Consider the following 24,181-nt stretch of genomic DNA (forward strand, 5'->3'; position numbering starts at 1 on the left):
ATGGCAACCCAGGTTATTATTGTACTTGTCCTTACTATGTTTATTAACGGGATGACTACTTTATCATATGCAGTCAGGCTGGTAGGTGTAAAAACTGGAAGGATTGCCATTACTTTTTCTCTTTTTAATATCGTTGTTCTTCTATCCCGTACGGCCAATACTTTACAGGCCCCATTACTGGCCAAAACAGTAGAACAGGATCTCAAACAGGGTGTTTCTTCCAACGTAGCTATATTCAGGTATATTCTTTTATCCTGTACGGCTGGCGCAATATTGGGCGCTTTGCTGATCCCAACATTTCAACGGTTGTTGACAAAGGCCGTATCGCATTTCAGTGTGCATAAATCCATTCCTAAGTTATTTTATGTCGGTTTATCGGGAGCGGGAATGCAGTTTGTTAAGGAGAGTATGCGAATGCCGACGAAGGAACAGTTTCTGGAGCTTCCTGCTCACCGGGATATTCCGTGGCGTGTTTTCATTTATAATGTGTTAGCAAGCGCCATAATAACCATTGCTGTTTTATCCTGTGTGTATGCAGCGTACCTGAACCCGGAGTACAGAACAACCGCCAGCAATTTATCGGGAGTTATAAATGGGATAGCAACAGTATTAATGGTGTTGTTTATAGACCCGCATTTATCTATACTTACAGATGATGTTGTATTGGGCCGGTTTTCGCAGGGAGCATTCAGAAGGTTTGTTTCGTATATGGTGATTGCACGTATAGTGGGAACTATATTGGCACAGCTGCTGCTATTACCCTGTGCACAACTGATTGCCTGGCTGGCAGAAAAAGTATGATGCTGTTCACAATCGATTAACAGTTTTCTGATATTTTCTATGTTTTTTTGGGTATGAACTTTAACCCACGGAAATTATTAGTCGTTGTTGGTAACCCTCATTCCGGCAAAATGAGAACGCTGCAATATTTATTTCGGAGGAAGCAGTTTTACATCTTCAAACAACCAATAAAACTGGATGCTTCATGGAAGGAGAAATTTATTGTGGTAAATGCCCGGGATCCTTATTCCCGGACTGATGAGCAGCTTCATCGAATCAAATCTGTTATACAATACCACGCGGCATCAGATACATCTTTTCTTATTAACCTCAACCTGGTACTGGACAATAGTGAATTCGATATCCGGAAGATCCTGTCATATTTTAACCAGTCTGCTTTTGAAATTCATTATCTCGTTTTATACTCAAGCTGGTTTGATAAAAGAGTGATCAGCAGGGAAAATATATCACAGCTGAAACAGCTGGTAGAAAATGGCAGTATTTACATTTTTGAAAGACTGGTAACCCAGTCGGAGCTGCGGTTTAACGAAAGGGTAGAAGAGCTGAAAGAGGTTATAGGGAAGATATTTGGTGTAATAGTGGATTCGGGAGAATGAAGAGGCTTTATCTTTTCTGACTTAATCCAGTGCCTTTGATTTGATCCGTTTCTATTTGTAAAGGCATTTTTCAACTTGATCCATTTTTAACCTGATTTAGTAACAGGTACAACATTTAAAAGCAAAAAAAAAAACGGAATAAACAGCTTTTATACTGATTATTCCGTTTCTGTGGTGTGAGCCGGGATCGAACCGGCGACACAAGGATTTTCAGTCCTTTGCTCTACCAACTGAGCTACCGCACCATCCGTTTTTATTGCCCTCTCTCGTGAGGGGATTGCAAAAGTAATACAATCTTTTGAATTGCAAAATTTTTTCAGGAAATTTTTACAAAATCACTTTTTCGCTCAGGATACTGCTCCAAAGTTCATGCCGCCAATACAGTGACTGGCGCGCGTATTCAGCTGCCTCATCCCATTTATTTTTGTCGGTTCCGCATAACTCGCTCACCATTTGCATGGCCAGCTGACTATGATGATCACCATCTACTTCAATATGTCTTTCCAGGTAATAAATGAAGGTGTCCAGCTTCCCGGGAAACTTCAGATCAAGATCTTTTACCAGGGCAAGAAACATGTCAGGGATCAGGTCTTCCCTGCCAAAAGTAAATACGGCAGCCATGATATGTGCCTTACCGGTGGCAATTACCCCGAATGTAAAGCTCAGAAAGCCCTTTACGGCTTCAGGAAGGGTGGCTGTGGCCAATATATCCTGAACCGCCTTACCGTCTCTTACACCGGCTATAATTGCGTTTATAGGACCCGTGTTTGCCCCGGCCTGAAGCATGGCATGTTCGTACAGTTCAAAATGACTGCACCGGTTCCCTTCTTTATCTATATCGCTTTCTTCTCCTGTTACAATTTCATTGATCAGATAACGGGTAGCAGCGCTGCCGGCTGGTATCCAGGGTACATTAACGCAGGTAAGCTGTTGCTGCAATCCTTTCAGTAAAGACATGAAATCCCATACGGCATATACATGGTATTGCATAAAAACGCGAACATCATCCAATGTTTGCAGTTCAGCATATAAGGGGTGTGTTACAACCTGTTCCCTGACAGGTGCGATGGTTTCCTGTATTTGTTTGATGCTCATTTGTTGTGGTATGGCCCGGGTAACCAGCATTAGTTGCCGTATACTACCAGGAATTTTATACGCATTAGCTTTAACTGCTCCAGCGAATAATCATTTTCAATCAGTTCTTCCCTGGCGAGCGCAAGACTGGATGTTTCGCATCCTTTGAAATATTCCATGATCTCATCCTGTGCATAGTCGTCCAGTTCTTCATCCAAACAATAATCGATGTTCAGTTTGGTACCACTGGCTACAATGGTTTCCATCTCATCGAGTAACTGGGAGAGGGAGAGCTCTTTATTTTTCGCTATGGTTTCGAGTGGTATTTTTTTATCGATATTCTGGATGATGAATACTTTCATCCCGCTTTTATTCACCACGCTCTTCATCACAAAATCGTCCGGCTTGGTGATATTGTTCTCCTCCACATATTTGGTGATCACGTCCAGGAACTGTTTGCCATAGCGGATCGCTTTACCCTTGCTTACGCCCTGGATCTTTTCCAGTTCCTGTACAGTAGTGGGATACTGGGTGGCCATATCTTCCAGGGATGTTTCCAGGAAGATAACAAAGGGAGGAAGATTCTTTTCCTTTGATACTTTTTTGCGCAGTTCCTTCAGCATTTCAAAGAGAGCAGGATCGGCAGAAGCCTGCGCTTCTGCGGCCGCATCTTCCTCTTCATCCAGTGTATCTTCATCAAACTGGTGGTTCAGCGCCACCATGATGGAGTATGGCTTTTTGAGGAATTTGGCGCCCTTATCGGTTACTTTCAGTAAGCCGTATTCTTCGATATCTTTTTCTATCAGGCCTTCCAGCATCATCTGGCGCATCAGCGAGTTCCAGAAATGTGCATCAAACTCTTTTCCTTCTCCGAAAACATCAAGTTTATCGTGGCGGTAAGTACTGATCTGCGGGCTGGTTTTCCCAGTGATGATATTGATCACATATTCACTGCCAAAGCGTTCTTCAAGCGAGCGGATAGCTTTCAGCATGATCACTACCCGGTTTTTTACTTCTATTTTTTCTTTTGGATTGCGGCAGTTATCGCATTGTCCGCAATTTTCCGTATCGTAATGTTCACCGAAGTAATGAAGAATAACTTTGCGCCGGCATACAGCGCTTTCCGCGTAGGCCACGGTTTCGTTAATCAGCTGCGCGCCCATTTCACGTTCACTGAGCGATTTATCGCGCATGAGATGTTCCAGTTTCTGTACATCTTTATGGGAATAATAGCAGATACAATGTCCTTCCAGTCCGTCCCTTCCGGCGCGACCAGTTTCCTGGTAATAATTTTCCAGGCTTTTGGGAATATTATAATGGATGACAAATCGTACGTCGGGTTTATCGATTCCCATTCCGAACGCAATGGTGGCCACAATTACTTCTGTATCTTCATGAAGGAACATATCCTGGCGCTGCGCCCTGGTGGAAGGGTCCAGGCCGGCATGGTATGCCACCGCCTTTACGCCGTTAGCCACCAGCATATCTGCCAGTTCTTCGGTGGTTTTACGGTTCAGTGTGTAAATAATACCGCTTTTGCCTTTATGCTGATGTATAAATTTCACAATATCTTTAATCGTCTGTTCCTTTTTGCGTTTGGGCCTGATCTCATAATACAGGTTTGGACGGTTAAAGGAAGAAATAAAGATATTAGCCTTATTTAGTCCGAGATTCTTCACGATATCGCTCTGCACTTTCGGGGTAGCAGTAGCGGTTAGCGCAATGATGGGCAGTTTTCCACTGATCTGGTCAATCATTTCCTTCAAACGGCGGTATTCCGGCCTGAAGTCGTGACCCCATTCGGAAATACAGTGTGCTTCATCTACCGCAATAAATGAGATCTCAAGCTCCTTGAAGAAATCCAGGTTTTCCTGTTTGGTAAGGGTTTCCGGGGCTACATACAGCAGCTTGGTTTTCCCTGCCGTGAGATCAGCCCGTACTTTCTTGATCTGCGCCTTGGATAAGGTAGAATTCAGAAAGTGCGCCACATTGTCCTTACTGCTGTAGCCTCTTACCAGATCCACCTGGTTCTTCATCAGCGCAATAAGGGGGGAAACGATCAGTGCACAACCCGGCTTCATCAGCGCCGGTAATTGATAGCATAATGATTTACCTCCGCCGGTCGGCATTATCACAAAAGTATCTTTGCCTGAGAGGATGCTATTTATAATTTTTTCCTGATTTCCCTTAAAGGAATCGAACCCGAAGTGTTCGCGTAATGCATCCATCAAACGTTCCTTAACAACAGCCATTGCATTCAAATTTTAACTCTAAAGAACCAACAAATGACGAAATATATTTATATGTTTTTTAGGGGACACGAAGTTACTTAAAAAAGCGCGGAGTATCAATATAAATTACCAGACCGTTCCAGTGCTGGTTAAAAAATGATAAATTTGTAAATCATCATGAAAAGGAATCAAACTATCAATATAGGACAGGTAGCCAGGCGTACAATTGCGATGGAGGCATCAGCTATTAATGATTTGCAACAGTTTATAGATGCAGATTTTGAGAAAGTTGTTGAAACGATTGCACAATGCCAGGGAAGACTGGTGGTAACGGGCATTGGCAAAAGCGCCATTATCGCCCAAAAAATAGTGGCCACATTTAATTCTACCGGTACACCAGCACTTTTCATGCATGCAGCAGATGCCATCCACGGAGACCTGGGGATGATCAGGGAGGAGGATGTGGTGATGTGTATCTCTAAAAGCGGCACTTCTGCTGAAATCAAGGTACTTGTTCCCCTGGTGAAGAATTTTGGCAACACGCTGATCGCCATGGTGGGGAATACCAGCTCGTTTTTAGCCCAGGAGGCAGATTTAATACTCAATACCACCGTTAGTCAGGAAGCCTGTCCAAATAACCTGGCACCTACTACCAGCACCACTGCCCAGCTGGTAATGGGTGATGCCCTGGCGGTTTGCCTGATAGAATGGCACGGATTTACTGCAGCAGATTTTGCCAAGTTCCATCCCGGTGGCGCTTTAGGAAAGAAATTGTACCTTAAGGTAGCAGATCTCAGCAAACAGCATAAAGCACCACAGGTATTGGCTAACAGCTCTTTAAGAGAAGTAATTGTGGAAATTTCATCCAAAATGCTGGGAGTTACCGCTGTAGTGGATGAAAATGGGTTGCTTAAGGGAATTATTACAGATGGTGACCTGCGCAGAATGCTGGAGAAAGAAGTTCCTACAGCAGCTGTAACGGCGAAAGATATAATGTCGCTTCACCCGAAAATGATCCAGCAGGATCAACTGGCCATTAACGCACTGGAAATGATGCGCCAGCACGATATTACCCAACTGCTGGTGATGGACGGTGAGCGATATCAGGGAATTATTCACTTACACGATTTAATCAGAGAAGGAATTATTTAGAAATGACACAGCTGAACAGCCATTTTTATGTGGCAATAATGGCAGGGGGAATAGGCAGCAGGTTCTGGCCCCACAGCCGCACAGACAATCCCAAGCAGTTCCTGGACATCCTGAACACAGGGAAAACCCTCCTCCAATGGACTTATGAACGCTTTGCGCAGTTCATCCCCAAGGAAAATATATTTGTGGTAACTCATCACCAATATACCGGAAAGGTGAGTGATCAGTTACCGGAATTGCCCATAGCCAACATTGTGAGCGAACCATCCCGTAAAAATACAGCACCCTGCGTTGCTTATATTTCTCACAAAATCCATAAACAGGACCCGCTGGCCAACATTATTTGTGCACCGGCAGACCATCTCATTATGGATGGACCTGCATTTACCAGCGCCTGTTTAAACGCGTTGTTGTTTGTACAGAAAAACAGCGCCCTGGTTACACTGGGCATCAAACCAACCCGTCCCGATACCGGTTACGGCTACATCCAGTTTGAACCACAACATGTGGCAGATAATGTGTACCAGGTCAAAACCTTTACTGAAAAGCCTAACCTGGAGCTGGCCAAAACATTTCTCCAAAGCGGCGATTTCCTCTGGAATGCCGGCATCTTTGTCTGGAATGTAAAAACCATCCTGGCAGCTTTTAAACAATACCTCCCGGAGATAGATGAGCTCTTTGAACAGGCCACTCCTGCACTCAATACGCCACAGGAGAAAGAGGTGATGGAGAAAGTATACCCTCAATGCACCAATATTTCCATTGATTACGGTATCATGGAAAAGGCCAGCAATGTGTATGTTATCCCCTCCAACTTTGGTTGGAGCGACTTAGGCACCTGGGCCTCTGCCTATGAGAACCTGGAAAAAGATTATCTGGGCAACGCTGTGCAGGGAAAAAATGTGGTAGTGATAGACGCCACCAAATGCATGGTAAAAGTGCCTAATGAAAAGCTGGTGCTTTTGCAGGGACTGGACGAGTTCATCGTTATAGATACCCAGGATGTGCTGCTCATCTGCAAAAAAGAAAATGAACAGCAGATCAAGGAATATGTAGGAGAAATCAAGCGCAATAAAGGCGAGAAGTTCCTGTAAATATTTTTATGATTTTTGATATTGAAATTCAGATATTTAATGGCGGAAAGTTTTCCTGCTAACAAACGTCTGAATTTCAACATTAAAAATCCGGCAATGATCTCAAAACTGCCCAACGTAGGCACTACTATATTCACCGTCATGTCTGCCCTGGCGGCTTCCCACCAGGCAATCAATCTTTCCCAGGGATTTCCCGATTACGACTGCAGCGATGAGCTGAAAGCAATGGTAAATGAGGCTATGCAGCAAGGGCATAACCAATATGCCCCGATGCCGGGACTTTTACAGCTCCGTAATGCCATTGCTGCGAAAATCAGCCATCTTTACCAGCACGAAGTACATCCTGATACGGCCATCACAATTACGCCAGGAGGCACCTATGCTATTTTTACAGCCATTGCTACGTGTATACATCCGGGTGATGAAGTGATCATTTTTGAACCGGCATACGACAGCTATATTCCCAATGTACTGGTAAACGGCGGAGTGCCGGTATTGATCCCGTTGTCCTTTCCCGGTTACCGGATCAACTGGGATGAAGTGAGAAGTAAAATTACGCCCCGCACCAGGATGATTATGCTTAATACCCCGCATAATCCCACGGGAAGCATCTTACAGGAAAATGATATAAAGGAACTGGAAAAACTGGTGGATGAGTTTAACCTGATTGTATTATCGGATGAAGTATATGAGCACCTGGTATTTGACGGCGCACAGCATCACAGCATATTGCGATACCCGGCTATTTTCCGCAACAGCTTTGTTACATTTTCCTTTGGCAAAGTATTCCATAATACCGGCTGGAAAATGGGGTATTGCGTGGCGCCGGAACACCTGATGAAAGAGTACAGGAAAGTACATCAATACCTCTGCTTTTCAGTGAATACGCCCATGCAGTATGGCCTGGCAAAATTCCTGGAAACACCGTCACATTATCTTGAGTTGCCGGCGTTTTACCAGCAGAAAAGAGATTATTTCCTGGAGTTGATGAAAGATACCCGTTTCACCCCGCTGGCCAGCCAGGGGAGTTATTTTCAACTGATGAAGTACGACAGGATCTCAAATGAAGGAGATAAGGATTTTGCTATTCGTATGACCAAAGAATTTGGTGTGGCCGTGATCCCGGTTTCAGCATTCTACCAGGATGGAAAAGATGATCATGTAATCCGGTTTTGCTTTGCAAAGAAGCAGGCTACGTTGGAACAGGCTGCAACCCGGCTGCAACAGATATAAAAAAGGAGGCTGCCAATAACAGTTTGGTCAATGCCTTTAAATAATTGATCAAACATGTTATCAGTGCCTCCCTCTTTTTTACGAAAAAGCAAGTTTATTCTCTTCTATAAAAGGCGCAGGCGGTTAAACAGCTACTGCTGTTGCCTCTTCCGGTTTGTTATTTTCGAGGATCAGGGTATGTTCCATAAAGCTCACAATCCCGGTTTCCACATCGTAAATAGCGCCGATAATACCTACCTCACCTTTCTGTATCATGTCGCGCAGAATGTTGCTTTGCTCCATAATAGCCTGAACAGAGCGTTCTACGTGGATCTTATTTACAGCTTCCACAAATTTACTGTTGTGAGAAGTACGGTCTTCTTTAACAGATTTTTCTGCAAAAACGGCAGGTGTTATTTTATTCAGTAATCCGGTGAGATTACCCATTTCCACTGTATCGCAGGCTCCTTTAACTGCACCGCATTTAGTATGGCCCAGCACCACTATGAATTTGGAACCGGCTACCTTACAGGCGTACTCAAGACTGCCCAGTACGTTATCAGAAATAACGGCGCCGGCTAAACGGATGCTGAAAATATCACCCAGCCCCTGGTCAAAGATCAATTCTGCAGAGGTGCGGGAATCCATACAACTTACAATTGCCGCCATAGGCCATTGTCCGTCGGAGGTGTCGTTCACCATTTGAAGAAGATTACGGTTCACGCGGAGGTTATCCACAAACCGGGTGTTACCGGCTTTTAGCAATTCCAGTGCTTTCTTTGGAGATATATTGGCTTGAGATAATTTATTAAGCGTCTTCATTATTGTCATTTTTTGAAATTAAAAAATGGACGGAGTTAGAATCCGTTGCTTTTCCTTCAGTCAAAGGCTAAAGCCTTTAATTCAATTGCAGCTCTTTCAGCAACTCCTTGTGGTTGCCGGAAGAAATAGTGTGTACCTGCGGAGAGTTCAGCCGGTTTTGTTCTTCAACAGAGAGGTCTGGTGTGTTTTGAATATTGTACACAGATTTAAACCCCGTCAGGATTACTTTGATATTTTTCTGCGGCGCTTTAATGTCTTTGAATTCGCGTATAGTCTGCAGTACATCAAAGTCGATATAAGCTGTTTTGTGTGCATCAATTACCAGTGTGATATTTTCCGGCATATGATCCAGTGTAAGCAGGATGCTGGCCTTGTTCAGGAAAGAAACCTCCTGTGCCAGTTCCAGCCGGATGCTGTCGCCGCTATGATATTTCTCTTTCCTGAAATAGTAAGAGCTTTTCATATTACCGCGCAGGATGGCTATTATGCTTACGGCCATACCCAGTGCGATACCAACCAGCAGGTCTGTAAACACAATGGCTACTACCGTTACTGCAAAAGGTACCCATTGATACTTGCCGTTTTTGAACATTTCCTTGAAAATGGAAATTTTGCACAATTTGTAACCGGTTACCAGCAACACTGCCGCCAGGGTAGCCAGCGGAATCTTGTTTAATAATCCCGGGATCAATGCAGTACAAACCAATAATAATGCACCATGTGTCATGGTGGCCATTTTGGTTTTGGCGCCGGCATTGATGTTGGCGCTGGAGCGCACGATTACGGATGTAATAGGCAAACCGCCAATTAAACCACTGATCATGTTACCAATCCCCTGAGCTTTCAGTTCCCTGTTAGGAGAAGTATGACGCTTCATGGGATCGAGCTTATCCGTGGCTTCTACGTTCAGGAGGGTTTCCACAGAGGCTACTATAGCAATAGTGATACCGGTGATCCACACATCCTTGTTGGTAATGGCGCTGAAGTTAGGCAGGGTGAACTGGCTAACGAAATCGCCAAAACTGCTTGGTACCGGTAAGGTTACCAGGTGATTAGATCCCAGTGCCAGCAGCTCACTGCCGGAAAATGCCATATTGAGCAATATGCCGGTAATTACTGCTACCAGTGGCGCTGGCACTACATTGAGCTTCGGGATCTTGCTCCAGTACAGAATAATGAAAATGGAAACAATGGTGATCAGCGTTGCGCCAAGGTTAATGTGGTTAATCGTAGACAACAAAGCGCTGAAAGTATTTTCTCCATCTACCTGAAAAAAAGTAAAATCACCTTCAGAATCGGCGTCGTAGCCAAATGCATGAGGTATTTGTTTGAGGATAATGATAATACCGATAGCGGTAAGCATACCTGTGATCACATTGGAAGGAAAGTAGTTGGCTACTGTACCTGCTTTGATTAATCCCAGGATAAGCTGGATGGCGCCGCCTATTACCACACTCAGGAGGAATATATCGAATGCGCCGAGTTTGGTAATAGCTACCAGCACAACGGCAGTAAGACCAGCTGCGGGTCCGCTTACACTCAATTGCGAGCCACTTAAAAAGCCGATCACCAGGCCACCGATGATACCGGAAATCATACCGGCAAACAGGGGGGCTCCGGAGGCCAGGGCAATACCCAGGCACAATGGCACCGCAATGAGGAAAACAACAAGGCCGGCTGAAAAATCGCCTTTTATATTAGAGAATAATGATGTTTGCTTGTTCATAAAATACGCTTTTCCGTTTAGGGATCGCACTTCCGGATAGCAGCAATATGCCGCAACCGTGGAAGCTACAATGATAGAATAGTACTACCATTAACGGCTTTAATACAGGTATCGCCTTGTGGATACACGTAGCCTGGGTAGTGTTTGAAATAATCGGTAACAAATGAATCTAGAATACAGCTGCTGTAACTACAACGGCTGAACGAAATTATGCGAGATGCATATTGGGAGGGGGAGCATGAATTTCCTGAGCGGGATTGCTAGGAATGTCTTCCATTAAATGATATTGTAAAATACCAAGAATGAGCAGCGGATTAAATTGGATTTCATCAAACTGTTTACAGAACTTCAGTTCCTTCGCAATCTTTATATGATCGCCACCACAATCAACCGGGTGTTCTTCCACAATCTGGTTATTAAACAGCAGCTTCCCTACTTCCTTGATCGGAAGCAGTTGTGACACCATCAGTGTCAGAAGGAATATGCCAATTAATTTCTTCATGTGTAAATACGCCTGATGCAAATGTAATAGAGGATAACCATAATATAGTTAAATACCCAATTAAAAAAATGTTAAAGGCTTTTAACATAAAAAAGCCATATCAGCCGCAATCTTCCATTCATCCTTATTACAGACCGGTCATCACTATTCTAAAATACAGGTTATAACTTTTTTTTCGCAGGAAAGGCAAACTCCTACCGGCTTCTGCTGGTTTAACCGGGTAACATTTTAAGCAAGTTATTTTGCTTTCTATGGTATTGTGTATTGCATAGTAGTAAAAGTTTCTTATTTTTGTATCATAAAGTTGAAAGAATAGCTATCAAATACTTTTATAACAGGTCAGAAACCACCATTAGAAAAAACATTAAAGCTCACTTGCCATGAATATTGATAACACACAATCGCAGATGAGGAAGGGAGTGCTGGAGTTTTGCATTTTGTCCGTCATTAAGCAAGGAGAAGCTTACCCTTCAGATATCATCGAAAAGATGAAGGAAGCGAAGCTGGATATCCTGGAAGGCACACTTTATCCTTTACTAACAAGATTGAAAAATGCAGAATTGCTCACCTACCGCTGGGTAGAAAGCAGTTCAGGTCCCCCACGGAAATATTTTTCCATGACAGAAAAAGGGGAAACCTTTTATAAGGAGCTGGAAAGTACCTGGAACGAACTGGCTAATGCCGTACATCAATTAACACAAAATAGTACACCCCTGTAAAGGAAGACTACCTAAAACCTAAAATCAACTGGTAATGAAAAAGATAATCAACATAAACCTTTCGGGCCGCCTTATCCCCATTGAGGATAGCGCGTATGAGATACTGAACCAGTATCTCGGCAGCCTGAAGAAATATTTCTCGAAAGAGGAGGGTGGGGATGAAATCGTATCTGATATTGAAAGCCGCATTGCTGAAATATTCCAGGATAAACTGAAGAAAGGTGCTCATTGCATTACAGACGAAGATGTAATTGCCGTGAAAGCTTCCATGGGCACGCCGGAGCAGTTCGACGACGTTGCAGGGGAAAACAGCCAGCAGCAAAAAGAGGATGATCCATATGCCGGATATATTCCCCGCCCCCGCAAACGCCTGTACCGCGATCCGGACAACAAGGTATTAAGTGGTGTATGTAGTGGTTTAGGTGCCTATTTTAATATCGATCCCGTGATTTTCCGTATCATATTTGCCCTCCTGGCAATTGGAGGTTTTGGTACTGGTATCCTGGTATACTTCATCCTGTGGATAGCCACACCCTCGGCCGACACTGCAGCGGAAAAGCTGGAAATGAGGGGAGAAAAGGTGGATCTTAATACCATAAAATCCACTATCCAGGATGAGTTAAATCATATGAAAGGCCAGATGAAAAATGTAGGAGATGATATCCGAAATTTTTCTCAGGGTCGCGGCAAGCAGGTAGGTAATGATATTGAACGCTTTTTTGTGAGCCTGGCCAGTGGATTGGGAAAAGTGTTGGTAGCCGTTACCAAGGGGTTCTTTTATTTCTTTGCTGTAGTGATGCTGATCTGCCTGATAGTGGCAGGAATAGCCATTGCGGCCACTTCCGCGGCCCTATTCCCCATTAAGGATCTGTTACTCGGCGCCCCGGTGCAAAGTATGCTGTTGTGGCCTGCTATTGGCCTGCTGATAGGCATCCCGATCGTTGCACTGGTGATTTTTATCATCCGTAAACTCACAGGTGTAAAGGAAAGCAACCGCTATGCGGGTTATACCCTGACTTTCCTGTGGTTACTCGGATTGGCTTTTGCCGCTATCATTGCTACTTCTTTTGTAAAAGACTTCAGAAGACCAGCCACCGAAACTGAAACAATAGCCATTCAACAGCCGTCGAAAGGGAAGCTGATCCTGAAAAGAACGCCAGGCATTCTTTCGGATATCAACGGAGATGATATTAGCTTTTTTGATGATCACCTGCTGATTGCAGACGATACTGTACTGATTAACTATATCCGTATAAGAATAGAAAAAAGTACAACCGACAGCTTTTCTGTGGATGTATCACGCTTCTCCAGGGGCCGTACTGTTCAACAGGCAAAGATGCTGGCACATGATATCGCTTTCCACCTGAATCAACAGGATTCCGTACTGTACCTGCCGGAAGGTTTTTCCCTGCCCCCGCACTCAAAATACCGTGGTCAGCGGGTTACTGTAACCATCAGAGTTCCGGTAGGGAAAAATATTGAAATGGACCGGGAAGTACGCCGCAACTATGATGTGAGCTGGTATAGCCGTGATGAAGATAACTGGGATAATGATTTTGATAACGATCAGCCCGGACCACTGAATCTGAAAATGACACCGGACGGTACCAATGATTCCGACGAGAAGAAACCGGCGCCTGAAAAACCAGCCACCGATTCTTCCAATGAAGGATACCGTTATAAAGGGCCAGCCGCCGAGAACGCCGTTAAAGCGGTTAAAAAAAGTCAGCCAATTGAAGGAGATGTATCTTTCCTGGCTTATTCCCTCATTAATATGTTCCACAGTTGATCTATATATAAACACTTAATTTTAAAAAAGATAAAGCGAAAACAAAGGCCTTGTTTTCGCTTTATCTTTTCCAGAAGATTACCTTTCTGAGATTTTCCCGATCGGATCATTCCACCGGCCGATTAATGTTTAACTTTGCACATTCAGCAATTAATATTAATAAATAGGATAAGATAAGGAATGCAGGCTCCCATAAACATTGCGCTGGTAGGTAATCCGAATAGTGGTAAAAGTTCCCTTTTTAATGCGCTCACCGGCTTAAACCAGAAGGTGGGTAATTTTCCGGGTGTAACGGTCGACAAAAAAACCGGGACCGCCCAGATAGCACCAGGCGTAACAGCCAATATTATTGACCTGCCGGGAACTTACAGCCTGTATCCCAAAAGCGCCGATGAATATGTTACCTACGATGTGCTGATCAACCAGCAGAATGAAGATACTCCTCGTCTGGTAATCATAGTAGCAGATGCTTCCAACCTGAAACGTAACCTGCTGTTCTGTTCCCAGATCATTGATCTTAAAATCCCGGTGATCATCGCTCTCACGATGATGGACATTGCGCGTAAGAAAGGAGTGGAGATCGACCTGGACGGATTGGAAAGAGAACTGGGGGTGCCTGTGGTATCAATCAATCCCCGGAAGAACAAAGGCGTTACGGAGATAAAGAAAGTAATAGACCTGGCAATGAGGTCGCATTACAGCACGCCTCCCAGGGATTTTATCAATAACAATGCACTGGCCAAAGACGTAATTGAAGAGGTCAGGAAAACGGTACCCGTAAAAAGCGACTATGGCGCTTTACATATAGCCGTTAATGTAGATGACCTGCCTTTCGTGGACAAGGTCCGTAAACAGGCAATTCATCAGTCGCTGGAAAAACACCAGTTTAATAAAACGAAGATCCAGGCAGAGGAGATCATGCAGCGATATAGCCGGATCAAGCATATCATGAAGGCAACGGTAGTGGAAACTGATCCGCTGCAGAAACAACTGCGTTCTGAAAAAATAGACGACCTGCTGCTGCACCGGTTCTGGGGATATGTAATACTTCTGGTAGTGATGTTTCTCCTGTTTCAAAGTATTTTCTGGCTGGCATCCTATCCCATGGACTGGATCGAGGGTGGCTTCGGCGCGTTAAGCGGATGGCTGAGCAGCGCCCTGCCCGATAATAAAATCACCGACTTCTTTATAAACGGAATACTGGCTGGTATCAGTGGTTTTGCGGTATTCATCCCGCAGATCATGATCCTGTTTGGTTTGATCACTATACTGGAAGATACCGGTTATATGGCCCGTATCAGCTTCCTGACCGATCGTCTTATGCGGCAGGTAGGATTAAACGGAAAATCCGTGATGCCGCTGATAAGCGGTGTAGCCTGTGCGGTACCCGCCATCATGGCCACCCGTACCATTGAGAATAAAAAGGAACGCCTGATCACTATAATGGTAACGCCCTTAATGAGCTGTTCTGCAAGGTTGCCTATTTATACCATGATGATCGCACTGGTCATCCCCGATAAACGGGTTTTCGGTATACTGGGTTTGCAGGGGCTTATTATGATGGGGCTTTACCTGCTGGGCTTTTTCATGGCTATCTTTATCGCAGCGATCATGAAACTCTTTGTGCGGATTAAGGAAAAAAGCTACTTCATCATGGAGTTACCGGTTTATCGCTCACCACGTTGGGCCAATGTGGGAACAACAATGGTGGAGAAAGCAAAAATATTTGTGAAAGATGCCGGTAAGGTGATTGTGGTAATATCTGTGATCCTCTGGTTCCTGGCTTCTTACGGACCATCGAGCAGGATGGAGCCCGTACATGCGAAATATGAGCAGCTGTTATCCAAAGTCCCGGAAGATTCTCCGGAAGCAGCTGTACTTAATAAAGAGTTCCAATCGGCCAAATTATCCAATTCCTACGCAGGTATGCTTGGTCATACCATTGAACCGGCTATCCGTCCGTTGGGATTTGACTGGAAAATCGGTATTGCACTGATCACTTCTTTTGCCGCCCGCGAAGTATTTGTAGGTACTATGGCTACGCTTTACAGTGTAGGAGAGGACCCGGATAATAATAATGCCACGCTCCGGGAAAAATTATCGTCGGCTACCTGGCCTGACGGAGCGCCGGTTTATACACTGGCTTCAGGGTTATCTTTAATGATTTTCTATGCATTCGCTATGCAGTGTATGAGCACTATGGCGATTGTAAAACGGGAAACCAAATCATGGAAATACCCGGTGATACAGCTTGTTTATATGACTGCACTGGCCTATGTGTGCAGTTTGATCATCTTTAATATCTTCAAATAATATCTTGTACATTGCAGGTATAGTTAACCATAAATGCAATGTTTATGAAATGGCTTTGTTACAGCTTTTGCCTGCTCTTTGCGCTTCCTGCACTGGCGCAAACATCCATTGATTCAGCACAACTAATGAAGGATGTGCGCACCCTGTCGGCCGATAAGATGGAGGGCCGGAAAACCGGTACCCGGGGCAGCCGTATGGCGCAATTCTATATCCTGGACCGTTTCAAAAAAATCGGGATATCCGCCTATCATGACACCTATGAGTATCCTTTCTATTTCCAGGAAGGAGATAAAAAAATAATGGGCACTAACCTGTACGGCTATATCCCGGGGAAGCTGAGCACGGTGATCGTTATCTCTGCACATTATGATCATCTTGGTAATTCCAAAACAAACGGCGCAGACACTGTATTCAACGGTGCAGATGATAATGCTTCCGGCATTGGCGGATTACTGGCAATAGCTGCATACTTTAAAAAGCACCCTCCCCGTTATACCCTCATTTTCGCAGCATTTGACGGGGAAGAAGAGGGATTGCAAGGAGCTAAAGCCTTTGTAGCACAGCCGCCGGTACCGGTTACACAGATGCGCCAGAATATTAACATGGACATGATTGCCCACAATGATAAAAATGAGCTGTATGTATGCGGCACACAGCAGTTTCCGGACCTGAAAAAGTATACTGATGAGGTAGCCGCACGTAGCAGTGTGAAGCTCATAGCGGGGCACGACAAGCCAGAAAGCGGGGCAGACGACTGGACGAAACAGAGCGACCAGTATGAATTCTTTAAACAGAAGATACCGTTCCTGTATTTTGGCGTGGAGGATCACCCGGATTATCACCGTGTTACTGATGAATACTCCCGTATTAACCATTCTTTTTATTACAGGGCAGTGCAGGCTGTGCTGGAGGTAGTGAAAAAGCTGGATAGTGATATGCCGGAGAACAAATACAGTGGGGCCAGAACGATGTAGAGAAAAGCCGGTAACCCTTTGCGGAGGAGCTACCGGCCGGTAATATTATTTCCTTATAGTTTGGATCATTCCTTTAAACTTGGTGGATTCCAGCCTGTTGGCAGGAGTTACTGCGATCCTGTTCCCGTTTGATCTGGCCATGCGGCCTAATGAGCCTGCAGCAACGCCCATATCGGTGAGCGCAGCGCGTAGCATGGGGTCGCTCAGGGAGCCCCAATCGAGGGAGAAATCATCATCTGCTCTTATATCGGCCGGAAGGCCGCTGAAATAATCGCCTTCGTTAGCTGCATTTTTTGTCTGGAAGTTCACGGCATACATATCGTATTTGCCAAAGGAAATATTGATAAAACCAACCGGTTTGCCATAGGTATTGCTTCCAACAAGTTTAGTGGTCATTACCGGTTTCAGTACGTTATACAGCAGTTCACTTGCAGATACCGTATTGCGTGTTCCCAGGAAAGTGACCTTGTTCAGGGCCAGGGCGCCGCTTTTCTGGAACCTCGCTGTTTTGTAAGTAGTAGCTTCACTGTAAAAGATATCCGACCAGTTTACGCTGGGATAATAAGGCACCGCCTTCATATATTTAAAGTAAGGGCCGAAATTATTAGTAGTTACGTTGTTATTAAAAAACTGGGAATACATAGTGGTATTGGTTTTCGCCGCTGGTACCAGTATGTTGGCAAGATATTCTGCCGTTTCAATAAGCCCGCCGCCATTATATCGCAGATCGATGATCACCTGTTTTACACCGGCTTTGGTATAGGCATCAAAAATCGAATCTATCTGTGCTTTCACATCAGCTAATGCTACAAAGTTATTGAATACAAAGTAGCCGATCTTATTGCCGCTGAAATCATATAAGTGGGAGTAAAGAATAGGATTCAGTTTATAGTCTGTACGGGCTAAAGTGTTCTGCTGGGTGCTGTTATCCGGCTTACGGAAGCCCCAGGTGGCGCTTTCACTGCCAAAAGCAGTATTCAGCATGTTGTCGGTAGTGCCGTCGTTTACACGGAACCGGGTAACCCCGTTTACATTGATCAATTCCCATCCCCTTTTTATGCCGGCTTTATCTGCCGGTGAGCCGGGGTATACATATACTACGAACAGCGTCGTATCTGTCTGGTAGCCTACTTCGAAGCCAATATCGCCGGCAATACCCTGTTGTAAGGCCCTGGATGTACCACCATTGTCTATAAAGCTATACCTGTCCAGGTTATTACCGGAAGCATCTTTTTTATAGGTTGTCAGCGCATCAAACATCTGTATCGGGTTAGGATATTGATTGGGCTTAAAGGTGGCTGAATCGGGCAATACGTCGTTCCAGAGGTAAATATCTTTTGCTATAAAAAAGATGCTGTCGTTAACCGAGCCGGTTGGACTGTTATTCCCCCTGTTCCGCGGAGTGCTGCTGTCTTTTTTATTACAGGCCGACATCAAAAAAATGAGCGCCAGGCCGGTGAGTAGTGAGTTGTAAAAGTTATTTGGTTGCATAGATCCTTTTTTATGCTGCATAACCGCTGAGAATAAACGTTAAAACGGGTTGTTATTGTATGGGTGTAAAGTTAATACCTTCAGTGCCGAGTTCTTCCGGAAGCACGCCGTTATTTTTAAGGCCTACATTTACTTTATCCCGCCAGCGGATCTGTTCTGCAACATTAAGCCCGTGGCGGGTTTCCTGGTCGAACCGGTATTGAAGGCGGTTCATTTCCCGGAAGGACTGAAGGTACTGATATTGTATGATACTATCGTAGTCGTCGCGGTTTAATGCTGTTTGCCGGAGCTTTTGTTTAAACCGTTCCGCTACCAGGCGGGTTATATCGAAATGGAGCTGTTCATGCGCCAGGGCGTAGCTGTTCCTGGTTTCCGGCCGTACCCAGGAAGCGCTTTTTATAAAAAAGACCTGCAGCCTTAAAGTGATTCTGAGGGTATCGTTTACCAGGTTGCTGTTGCCTTCATAGGCGAAGCTGGTGTAGGATACCGCCGCACTGGGGCCATTGGGCGATGGTTTGGCCTGGAAATCGTCCCATTGCAGTTTTCTTTCAAAATCATAGTAAATAGTATCAGAGCCGGAGAGAGCCGGTGATTGTTTTTCTTCAAAGCTGAGCTGAATAACGGTAAAGCGATGATTTCCCGGGCATGGCTTTTTATCCCCGGGTGGCAGTAACAGAAAGCTCAGTATGGTAACAGCCGACAGCATTATCAGATTGCAGTCAATAAAATTAAGGGAATGACCGGCTATCTGTTTCATGCCGGGAAAATTTGGCGATTCTATAACATTTGGTTTCCGGTGTTTTAACAATCTATTCCTGCTGAAACGGTCTTTTTTCCGTAATTTACTACCAACCAAAACAATCGCATTATGTACGGCGGTGGATATATTTTTGATGAGCCCAACAGGAATCAGTTGCGGGAAGAACAACAGCATGATGAACCTGAAAAGCTTGCTGCATTTGAAGCTCGTATAGCCAATGGAGAAAAGATAGAACCCGGCGACTGGATGCCGGCAGAATATCGCCGGCAGCTGATACGCCTTATTGAGCAACACGCTCATTCCGAGATTATAGGAGCATTGCCGGAAGGCACCTGGATTACCAGGGCGCCGGGCTTTAAGCGTAAACTGGCACTGATTGCCAAGGTACAGGACGAGATAGGTCACGGGCAATTACTTTACAACGCAGCCGAAACGCTGGGAAAATCGAGGGAAGCCATGATCAATGACCTACTCAGCGGGAAATCCAAGTATTCCAATGTATTTAATTATCCTGCCGAAACCTGGGCCGATGTGGCCGTTATCGGCTTTCTGATTGATGCGGCGGCAATTGTAAACCAGGTGGCCAATGCCAAAGGTTCTTATGGGCCGTATTGCAGAGCGCTGGAGCGCATTTGTTATGAAGAAAGTTTCCATCTCAAACAGGGGCATGATGCTTTTATTGAACTGGCAACAGGAACCCCGGCACAGAAACAAATGTTGCAGGATGCCCTTAACCGTTGGTGGCAGCCCATTATGCATTTCTTTGGTCCTCCTGATAAAAGTTCCAGCCACAGCGAAAAATTAATGCAATGGAAAGTGAAGATGGCCAGTAATGATGATATGAGGAATCAATTCCTGGAATCTTATGTGCCCAAGATATGGGAGCTGGGACTTACCCTGCCGGACCCGGTTCTGCGTAAAAATACAGCAACCGGCCGCTGGGAATATTCAGACCCCGACTGGGATGAGTTTTTCAGGGTGATCAATGGCGGAGGCCCGTGTAATATGGAACGATTGCAGGTACGCAAATGGGCGGAAGAGCGGGGCCGGTGGGTGCGCAAAGCGCTTATGAAACCGATGGAAAAACGGGTGTTACCAGTTGCATAGGATCATTTAGCAATCTATACGTTATCATTAAAATCACTTAAATATTCATGTCTAACGATTCTTTAGATCCCCGGGTAAACCGGCTGAAATTAGGCGAAGCCGGGGAGGTAGTGAAAGTAGAGGAAGGGGAAAACTGGAATATATATGAGGTGTTTCACCAGGAAAAAAGAGGCGCCCATCACGAGCATGTAGGGTGTGTACATGCTCCCGATCCTCAACTGGCGCTGGTGTTTGCAAAGGAGCAATTTGCCAGGCGTAAGAAATGCGTAAATCTCTGGGTGGTGAAAAGTGCAGATATTCTGGCTTTTGATGTGGAAGATGAAGATATGTTTGCCAACAATATGGAGAAAACCTATCGTGATGCCAGCGGCTTTAAAGTGATGGAAAAGATCAACAAATTCAAACAATCCAAATGATAAACAGCGCAGCACTAACAGATCTGATTATAAAAATGGCGGACGATGAACTGATCCAGGGGCATCGTAATTCTGAATGGACAGGACTGGGGCCTGTGATGGAAGAGGATATTGCTTTTTCTTCCATGGCGCAGGACAAAATTGGCCATGCCTGGGCGCTGTACCGTATCCTTTATGAGGATCTTGGCGGCCGGCATCCGGATGCCTTTGCTTTTCTGCGGCCGGAGAAGGAGTTTAAATCATCGCACCTGGTAGAGATGCCTAATGGTGAATATGATTTTAGCCTGATGCGGCACTTTTTATTTGACCAGGCGGAAGCGATCCGTTATGAGAGCTTGCAGGACAGCAGTTATGAGCCTTTACGGTTGTTAAGTAAAAAAGTAAAAGGGGAATTGAAGTATCATACGTTGCATGCCAATGCCTGGATTATGCAACTGAGCCAGGCTGGGGAGGAAAGCTACAACCGCATGCAGCAGGCGTTGAACTATGCATTTGCATTGGCGGCCGGTATTTTTGAGCCATCGCAGGAGTATGAAGAAGTGTTGATAGCAGATAAGGTATACCCGGGCGAAAAGGTATTGTATCAGCGATGGCTGGATCGCGTTTACCCGGTGCTGGTGAAGGCGTCGCTTAACCTGCCGGAAATCAGTGATATTGTACCGGTATACGGTGGCCGTCAAGGGATCCATACGCCATACCTGCAGCCGTTGTTAAAAGAAATGAGTGAAGTATTTAATCTGGATACGGAGGCCAGCTGGTAATCATGTCGTCCCAAACAATTACCATAGCAGCAGTGTACGAATCGCTGGCCCATGTGATGGACCCGGAAATCCCTGTGTTAAGCGTAGTAGAACTGGGCATGATCACGGGGGTTACCCTTGATACAGCCGCAGTACACATAAAAATGATCCCCACATTTGCTGCCTGTCCGGCAGTGGGTTATATACAGCATAATATAAAAACAGTGCTGGAAAACGAACTCGGTATAGCCGTTAACGTTGAGGTAGATAAACAGGAGCACTGGCACAGCAACCGGATGACGGCTGCAGCCAGGGAGAAGCTGGAAGCCTTTGGAATAGCGCCTCCGAAGGTGCTGACCGGCGAGGTAAGCACAGAAATTATGATGGAGGTTCCCTGTCCTCATTGCGGCAGCGGACAAACGTATTTGCGTTCTCCTTTTGGCTCTACGTTGTGCCGCGCTATCCATTTTTGCAAGGCCTGCGGCCAGGTGTTCGAGCAATTCAAACCACTGGAATAACCCTTATTTCCATGTTCCGGCTATAAATACCTATTTTTACACGCATTAATGAAGTAGCCATTGGCAATTTATACGATGAAAACATGAGAATAGGCTTGTATTTTGGGTCTTTTAATCCTATACACACGGGGCATTTGATCATTGCCAATTACGTAGCGCACAATACTGATCTTGATAAAGTATGGCTGGTGGTTTCGCCGCATAACCCGCTGAAACCACAATCGGCTTTACTGAATGAGCACGACCGCTTCCACCTGGTGGAACTGGCTATTAAAGATGAAGTGCGGCTGCGCGCCAGCAATATTGAATTTTCCCTTCCCCGGCCTTCCTATACGGTGGATACCCTCACTTATTTGCAGGAAAAATTTCCGACGCAGGAATTTGCTATTATTATGGGAAGCGATAGCTTTCAGAATTTACCGCGCTGGAAAAATTATGAGCAGATCGTGAAAAACTACCCGATTTATATTTACCGCCGGCCGGGACATGAAATAACAGATACCTTTGGCGCCCGGGTTGAAATACTGGACGCACCTATGCTCGATATCTCCGCAACAGATATCCGCAGATGGCTGAAAGAAGGTAAATCGGTGAGGTATATGGTGCCCGACAGCGTGATTAATTATATCTCTGAAAATAATTATTACCGCTGATCATTTTGTTCCGGGTGTATCATGGATGTCATTATTTGCAGCAGGTTTTTTCTGGGCAATATCCCTTCTTTTAACCACAAATTCATTTCCGTAGATATCCAGTAAAAGGATGAACATGGAGATAAGCAGTGGGCCGAAGATCAGGCCGATGAAGCCGAAAAGACTAACGCCAATGATTACACCGAATATAGTAATGAGCGGATGCACATCAGCAATTCTTTTGGCCAGCAACATCCTGGCAACATTATCTGAGGTGCCCACCACGCCGAATCCATACGCCAGTACAGCAATGCCCTGCCAGGTGCTGCCGGAGGCCAGCAGGTAAACGCCAAGAGGTACATACACTGCAGCTGCGCCTATTACAGGCAGCATGGCGGTGAAACAGGTTATAACAAACCAGAAAAAGGGCTGGGGGATCCCGAAAATCAGATAACCGATTAAGGAAATAATGCCCTGTACTACCGCTATTAGCGGAATACCGACCGCATTGGCAATTACCAAAGTGTTGAACTCTTTACCCAGTCTTTCCACATTTTTATCTTTCAGGGGAATATATTCATACAGGGTTTCTTCCATCTTCCGACCGTTGACCAGCATAAAGTACAGCATAAAATACATCAGGGCGATGGTGGTAAGGGTATTAAAAGTGGCACCGAGGAACCCCGGCAGAAAGGCTGTTATGCCTTCCTGGATTTTCTGTAACCGCTCGGGAGTGAGTAGGCTGAAGCCCAGGGAGCCTTCCAGCCGGGCATTGGTTTGTTTCAGGCTGTTGATGAGTTCTGTAGAGTGATTGGCGGCATAAGCAGCTTTCGCTCCAAGCATGTTAATGAGCATCCCTATAGGCAACAGGATCACCAGGAAAGAAAGCACCATCAGCAGGGCCGCAGCAAGGTTTTTTCTCCAATTGCGCTGTTCTACAAGTTTAAACATCCATTTCCTGCTGATCACGTACAGGGTCACAGCACCGAGAAAGCCGGGGAAAAAGGTAAACATCTCCATAAACAGGAGCACGGCAAGGAAAAGGATCAGTAACAGGAAGCCAATTTGTTTAAGGCGGTCATTATCAAGATAGCTCATAGTACATAATATCGTGTAATTATCTGGTATGTCAAAAAACAGGCCGGCTGAACGGAAGATGCTTTTTCTGAATGATAAACAAAATTGCGGGGTGCTTGTTCTTATTTAGCCGAGGTTTAACATAGCTTTTTATTTAAATGTCATTTATGGAATAATGTTTGTTAAACCTATGGTACCAAAAAAGAAAACCTAATTTATAACATCTTAAAAACCTTAATTATGAGTACAAGTTCCAAAGCCGTGGTTTCATTTATAGTAGGTGCAGCCGTTGGCGTTGCGGTAGGGTATTTCCTTAATTCAGACAAGAAAGATGAACTGGTGGAAAAATTAAAAGATCAGTCTGAAAAGCTGAAAGAAAAATGGAGAAAAAGAAAAGATCAGTTCCAGGATGAATTAGAGAACGAGTTGGCTTAA

Annotated in this window: 23 protein-coding genes and 1 tRNA gene; 15 read left to right on the forward strand and 9 right to left on the reverse strand. The window is 45.0% G+C overall.

What is annotated here, in order from left to right; all coding sequences use genetic code 11:
* Positions 1-801: a lipid II flippase Amj family protein gene (locus FN124_RS09810; RefSeq protein ID WP_142684548.1), complete on the forward strand. Its 801-nt coding sequence runs from the start codon at positions 1-3 to the stop codon at positions 799-801.
* A 110-nt stretch (positions 802-911) separates the two neighbouring features.
* On the forward strand, positions 912-1,397 hold the full coding sequence (locus FN124_RS09815; RefSeq protein WP_142684549.1) for a hypothetical protein: 486 nt from the start codon (positions 912-914) through the stop codon (positions 1,395-1,397).
* 172 nt (positions 1,398-1,569) lie between these two features.
* Here FN124_RS09815 and FN124_RS09820 read toward each other — a convergent pair.
* The 3 genes from FN124_RS09820 to recQ form a co-directional block, all read right to left on the reverse strand.
* A tRNA-Phe gene (locus FN124_RS09820) sits at positions 1,570-1,642 on the reverse strand.
* 82 nt (positions 1,643-1,724) lie between these two features.
* The gene (locus tag FN124_RS09825) at positions 1,725-2,492 is read right to left on the reverse strand and encodes a DUF3050 domain-containing protein (RefSeq protein ID WP_142684550.1); all 768 of its coding nucleotides are present in this window, start codon (positions 2,490-2,492) and stop codon (positions 1,725-1,727) included.
* Positions 2,493-2,521: 29 nt separating this feature from the next.
* On the reverse strand, positions 2,522-4,723 hold the full coding sequence (gene recQ, locus FN124_RS09830; RefSeq protein ID WP_142684551.1) for a DNA helicase RecQ: 2,202 nt from the start codon (positions 4,721-4,723) through the stop codon (positions 2,522-2,524).
* Between the two features lie 156 nt (positions 4,724-4,879).
* Here recQ and FN124_RS09835 point away from each other — a divergent pair, with 156 nt between their 5' ends.
* The 3 genes from FN124_RS09835 to FN124_RS09845 all read left to right on the forward strand — a co-directional run bounded on the left by FN124_RS09835 (position 4,880) and on the right by FN124_RS09845 (position 8,181).
* The gene (locus FN124_RS09835; protein ID WP_142684552.1) at positions 4,880-5,854 is read left to right on the forward strand and encodes a KpsF/GutQ family sugar-phosphate isomerase; all 975 of its coding nucleotides are present in this window, start codon (positions 4,880-4,882) and stop codon (positions 5,852-5,854) included.
* A gap of 2 nt (positions 5,855-5,856) precedes the next feature.
* Positions 5,857-6,948 (forward strand): mannose-1-phosphate guanylyltransferase, encoded by a 1,092-nt coding sequence (locus FN124_RS09840; protein WP_142684553.1) that lies wholly within the window; start codon positions 5,857-5,859, stop codon positions 6,946-6,948.
* A gap of 96 nt (positions 6,949-7,044) precedes the next feature.
* Positions 7,045-8,181, forward strand: a complete 1,137-nt coding sequence (locus FN124_RS09845; RefSeq protein WP_142684554.1) for a methionine aminotransferase — start codon at positions 7,045-7,047, stop codon at positions 8,179-8,181.
* Positions 8,182-8,304: 123 nt separating this feature from the next.
* Here the strand turns inward: FN124_RS09845 and FN124_RS09850 are convergent, their stop codons facing one another.
* The 3 genes from FN124_RS09850 to FN124_RS09860 form a co-directional block, all read right to left on the reverse strand.
* A complete protein-coding gene (locus FN124_RS09850; RefSeq protein WP_142684555.1) occupies positions 8,305-8,982 on the reverse strand; it encodes a carbonic anhydrase family protein in 678 nt (225 codons plus the stop codon).
* Positions 8,983-9,058: 76 nt separating this feature from the next.
* Positions 9,059-10,708: a SulP family inorganic anion transporter gene (locus tag FN124_RS09855; RefSeq protein WP_142684556.1), complete on the reverse strand. Its 1,650-nt coding sequence runs from the start codon at positions 10,706-10,708 to the stop codon at positions 9,059-9,061.
* Between the two features lie 208 nt (positions 10,709-10,916).
* On the reverse strand, positions 10,917-11,210 hold the full coding sequence (locus FN124_RS09860; RefSeq protein WP_142684557.1) for a hypothetical protein: 294 nt from the start codon (positions 11,208-11,210) through the stop codon (positions 10,917-10,919).
* 380 nt (positions 11,211-11,590) lie between these two features.
* Between FN124_RS09860 and FN124_RS09865 the strand changes: the two genes are divergently transcribed.
* From FN124_RS09865 to FN124_RS09880, 4 genes are all read left to right on the forward strand, one after another.
* A complete protein-coding gene (locus FN124_RS09865) occupies positions 11,591-11,929 on the forward strand; it encodes a PadR family transcriptional regulator (protein ID WP_089890425.1) in 339 nt (112 codons plus the stop codon).
* 34 nt (positions 11,930-11,963) lie between these two features.
* Positions 11,964-13,718, forward strand: a complete 1,755-nt coding sequence (locus tag FN124_RS09870) for a PspC domain-containing protein (protein ID WP_142684558.1) — start codon at positions 11,964-11,966, stop codon at positions 13,716-13,718.
* 180 nt (positions 13,719-13,898) lie between these two features.
* Positions 13,899-16,031, forward strand: a complete 2,133-nt coding sequence (gene feoB / locus FN124_RS09875; protein WP_142684559.1) for a ferrous iron transport protein B — start codon at positions 13,899-13,901, stop codon at positions 16,029-16,031.
* Positions 16,032-16,075: 44 nt separating this feature from the next.
* Positions 16,076-17,005 carry a M28 family peptidase gene (locus FN124_RS09880; protein WP_142684560.1) on the forward strand — a complete coding sequence of 310 codons (930 nt, stop codon included), beginning with the start codon at positions 16,076-16,078 and terminating at the stop codon, positions 17,003-17,005.
* 45 nt (positions 17,006-17,050) lie between these two features.
* Here the strand turns inward: FN124_RS09880 and FN124_RS09885 are convergent, their stop codons facing one another.
* Complete coding sequence (locus tag FN124_RS09885; protein WP_185937148.1) at positions 17,051-18,496, reverse strand: S41 family peptidase; 1,446 nt, start codon at positions 18,494-18,496, stop codon at positions 17,051-17,053.
* 52 nt (positions 18,497-18,548) lie between these two features.
* Entirely contained in the window at positions 18,549-19,253 is a 705-nt protein-coding gene (locus tag FN124_RS09890; RefSeq protein WP_142684562.1) for a hypothetical protein, read from the reverse strand.
* A 111-nt stretch (positions 19,254-19,364) separates the two neighbouring features.
* Here FN124_RS09890 and paaA point away from each other — a divergent pair, with 111 nt between their 5' ends.
* From paaA to nadD, 5 genes are all read left to right on the forward strand, one after another.
* Complete coding sequence (gene paaA / locus FN124_RS09895) at positions 19,365-20,363, forward strand: 1,2-phenylacetyl-CoA epoxidase subunit PaaA (RefSeq protein ID WP_142684563.1); 999 nt, start codon at positions 19,365-19,367, stop codon at positions 20,361-20,363.
* A gap of 47 nt (positions 20,364-20,410) precedes the next feature.
* The gene (locus FN124_RS09900) at positions 20,411-20,779 is read left to right on the forward strand and encodes a 1,2-phenylacetyl-CoA epoxidase subunit PaaB (protein ID WP_142684564.1); all 369 of its coding nucleotides are present in this window, start codon (positions 20,411-20,413) and stop codon (positions 20,777-20,779) included.
* Positions 20,776-21,540, forward strand: a complete 765-nt coding sequence (gene paaC, locus FN124_RS09905; RefSeq protein ID WP_142684565.1) for a 1,2-phenylacetyl-CoA epoxidase subunit PaaC — start codon at positions 20,776-20,778, stop codon at positions 21,538-21,540. The genes FN124_RS09900 and paaC overlap by 4 nt, the downstream gene beginning before the upstream one ends.
* Before the next feature lie 2 nt (positions 21,541-21,542).
* The gene (gene paaD, locus FN124_RS09910) at positions 21,543-22,037 is read left to right on the forward strand and encodes a 1,2-phenylacetyl-CoA epoxidase subunit PaaD (protein WP_142684566.1); all 495 of its coding nucleotides are present in this window, start codon (positions 21,543-21,545) and stop codon (positions 22,035-22,037) included.
* Between the two features lie 83 nt (positions 22,038-22,120).
* A complete protein-coding gene (gene nadD / locus FN124_RS09915; RefSeq protein ID WP_142684567.1) occupies positions 22,121-22,690 on the forward strand; it encodes a nicotinate (nicotinamide) nucleotide adenylyltransferase in 570 nt (189 codons plus the stop codon).
* Here the strand turns inward: nadD and FN124_RS09920 are convergent, their stop codons facing one another.
* Positions 22,691-23,767: an AI-2E family transporter gene (locus tag FN124_RS09920; protein ID WP_142684568.1), complete on the reverse strand. Its 1,077-nt coding sequence runs from the start codon at positions 23,765-23,767 to the stop codon at positions 22,691-22,693.
* A gap of 219 nt (positions 23,768-23,986) precedes the next feature.
* On the opposite strand from FN124_RS09920, the gene FN124_RS09925 reads away from it, so the two are divergent.
* Positions 23,987-24,181 (forward strand): YtxH domain-containing protein, encoded by a 195-nt coding sequence (locus FN124_RS09925; protein WP_142684569.1) that lies wholly within the window; start codon positions 23,987-23,989, stop codon positions 24,179-24,181.

This window comes from Chitinophaga polysaccharea, assembly GCF_902150045.1.
Lineage (GTDB): Bacteria > Bacteroidota > Bacteroidia > Chitinophagales > Chitinophagaceae > Chitinophaga > Chitinophaga polysaccharea_A.

Excerpts from the sequence above, each read along its gene's own strand:
- FN124_RS09810 (WP_142684548.1), top strand. The coding sequence starts at position 1 with ATGGCAACCCAGGTTATTATTGTACTTGTCCTTACTATGTTTATTAAC.
- FN124_RS09815 (WP_142684549.1), top strand. The coding sequence starts at position 912 with ATGAGAACGCTGCAATATTTATTTCGGAGGAAGCAGTTTTACATCTTC.
- FN124_RS09825 (WP_142684550.1), bottom strand. The coding sequence starts at position 2,492 with ATGAGCATCAAACAAATACAGGAAACCATCGCACCTGTCAGGGAACAG.
- recQ (WP_142684551.1), bottom strand. The coding sequence starts at position 4,723 with ATGGCTGTTGTTAAGGAACGTTTGATGGATGCATTACGCGAACACTTC.
- FN124_RS09835 (WP_142684552.1), top strand. The coding sequence starts at position 4,880 with ATGAAAAGGAATCAAACTATCAATATAGGACAGGTAGCCAGGCGTACA.
- FN124_RS09840 (WP_142684553.1), top strand. The coding sequence starts at position 5,857 with ATGACACAGCTGAACAGCCATTTTTATGTGGCAATAATGGCAGGGGGA.
- FN124_RS09845 (WP_142684554.1), top strand. The coding sequence starts at position 7,045 with ATGATCTCAAAACTGCCCAACGTAGGCACTACTATATTCACCGTCATG.
- FN124_RS09850 (WP_142684555.1), bottom strand. The coding sequence starts at position 8,982 with ATGAAGACGCTTAATAAATTATCTCAAGCCAATATATCTCCAAAGAAA.
- FN124_RS09855 (WP_142684556.1), bottom strand. The coding sequence starts at position 10,708 with ATGAACAAGCAAACATCATTATTCTCTAATATAAAAGGCGATTTTTCA.
- FN124_RS09860 (WP_142684557.1), bottom strand. The coding sequence starts at position 11,210 with ATGAAGAAATTAATTGGCATATTCCTTCTGACACTGATGGTGTCACAA.
- FN124_RS09865 (WP_089890425.1), top strand. The coding sequence starts at position 11,591 with ATGAATATTGATAACACACAATCGCAGATGAGGAAGGGAGTGCTGGAG.
- FN124_RS09870 (WP_142684558.1), top strand. The coding sequence starts at position 11,964 with ATGAAAAAGATAATCAACATAAACCTTTCGGGCCGCCTTATCCCCATT.
- feoB (WP_142684559.1), top strand. The coding sequence starts at position 13,899 with ATGCAGGCTCCCATAAACATTGCGCTGGTAGGTAATCCGAATAGTGGT.
- FN124_RS09880 (WP_142684560.1), top strand. The coding sequence starts at position 16,076 with ATGAAATGGCTTTGTTACAGCTTTTGCCTGCTCTTTGCGCTTCCTGCA.
- FN124_RS09885 (WP_185937148.1), bottom strand. The coding sequence starts at position 18,496 with ATGCAACCAAATAACTTTTACAACTCACTACTCACCGGCCTGGCGCTC.
- FN124_RS09890 (WP_142684562.1), bottom strand. The coding sequence starts at position 19,253 with ATGAAACAGATAGCCGGTCATTCCCTTAATTTTATTGACTGCAATCTG.
- paaA (WP_142684563.1), top strand. The coding sequence starts at position 19,365 with ATGTACGGCGGTGGATATATTTTTGATGAGCCCAACAGGAATCAGTTG.
- FN124_RS09900 (WP_142684564.1), top strand. The coding sequence starts at position 20,411 with ATGTCTAACGATTCTTTAGATCCCCGGGTAAACCGGCTGAAATTAGGC.
- paaC (WP_142684565.1), top strand. The coding sequence starts at position 20,776 with ATGATAAACAGCGCAGCACTAACAGATCTGATTATAAAAATGGCGGAC.
- paaD (WP_142684566.1), top strand. The coding sequence starts at position 21,543 with ATGTCGTCCCAAACAATTACCATAGCAGCAGTGTACGAATCGCTGGCC.
- nadD (WP_142684567.1), top strand. The coding sequence starts at position 22,121 with ATGAGAATAGGCTTGTATTTTGGGTCTTTTAATCCTATACACACGGGG.
- FN124_RS09920 (WP_142684568.1), bottom strand. The coding sequence starts at position 23,767 with ATGAGCTATCTTGATAATGACCGCCTTAAACAAATTGGCTTCCTGTTA.
- FN124_RS09925 (WP_142684569.1), top strand. The coding sequence starts at position 23,987 with ATGAGTACAAGTTCCAAAGCCGTGGTTTCATTTATAGTAGGTGCAGCC.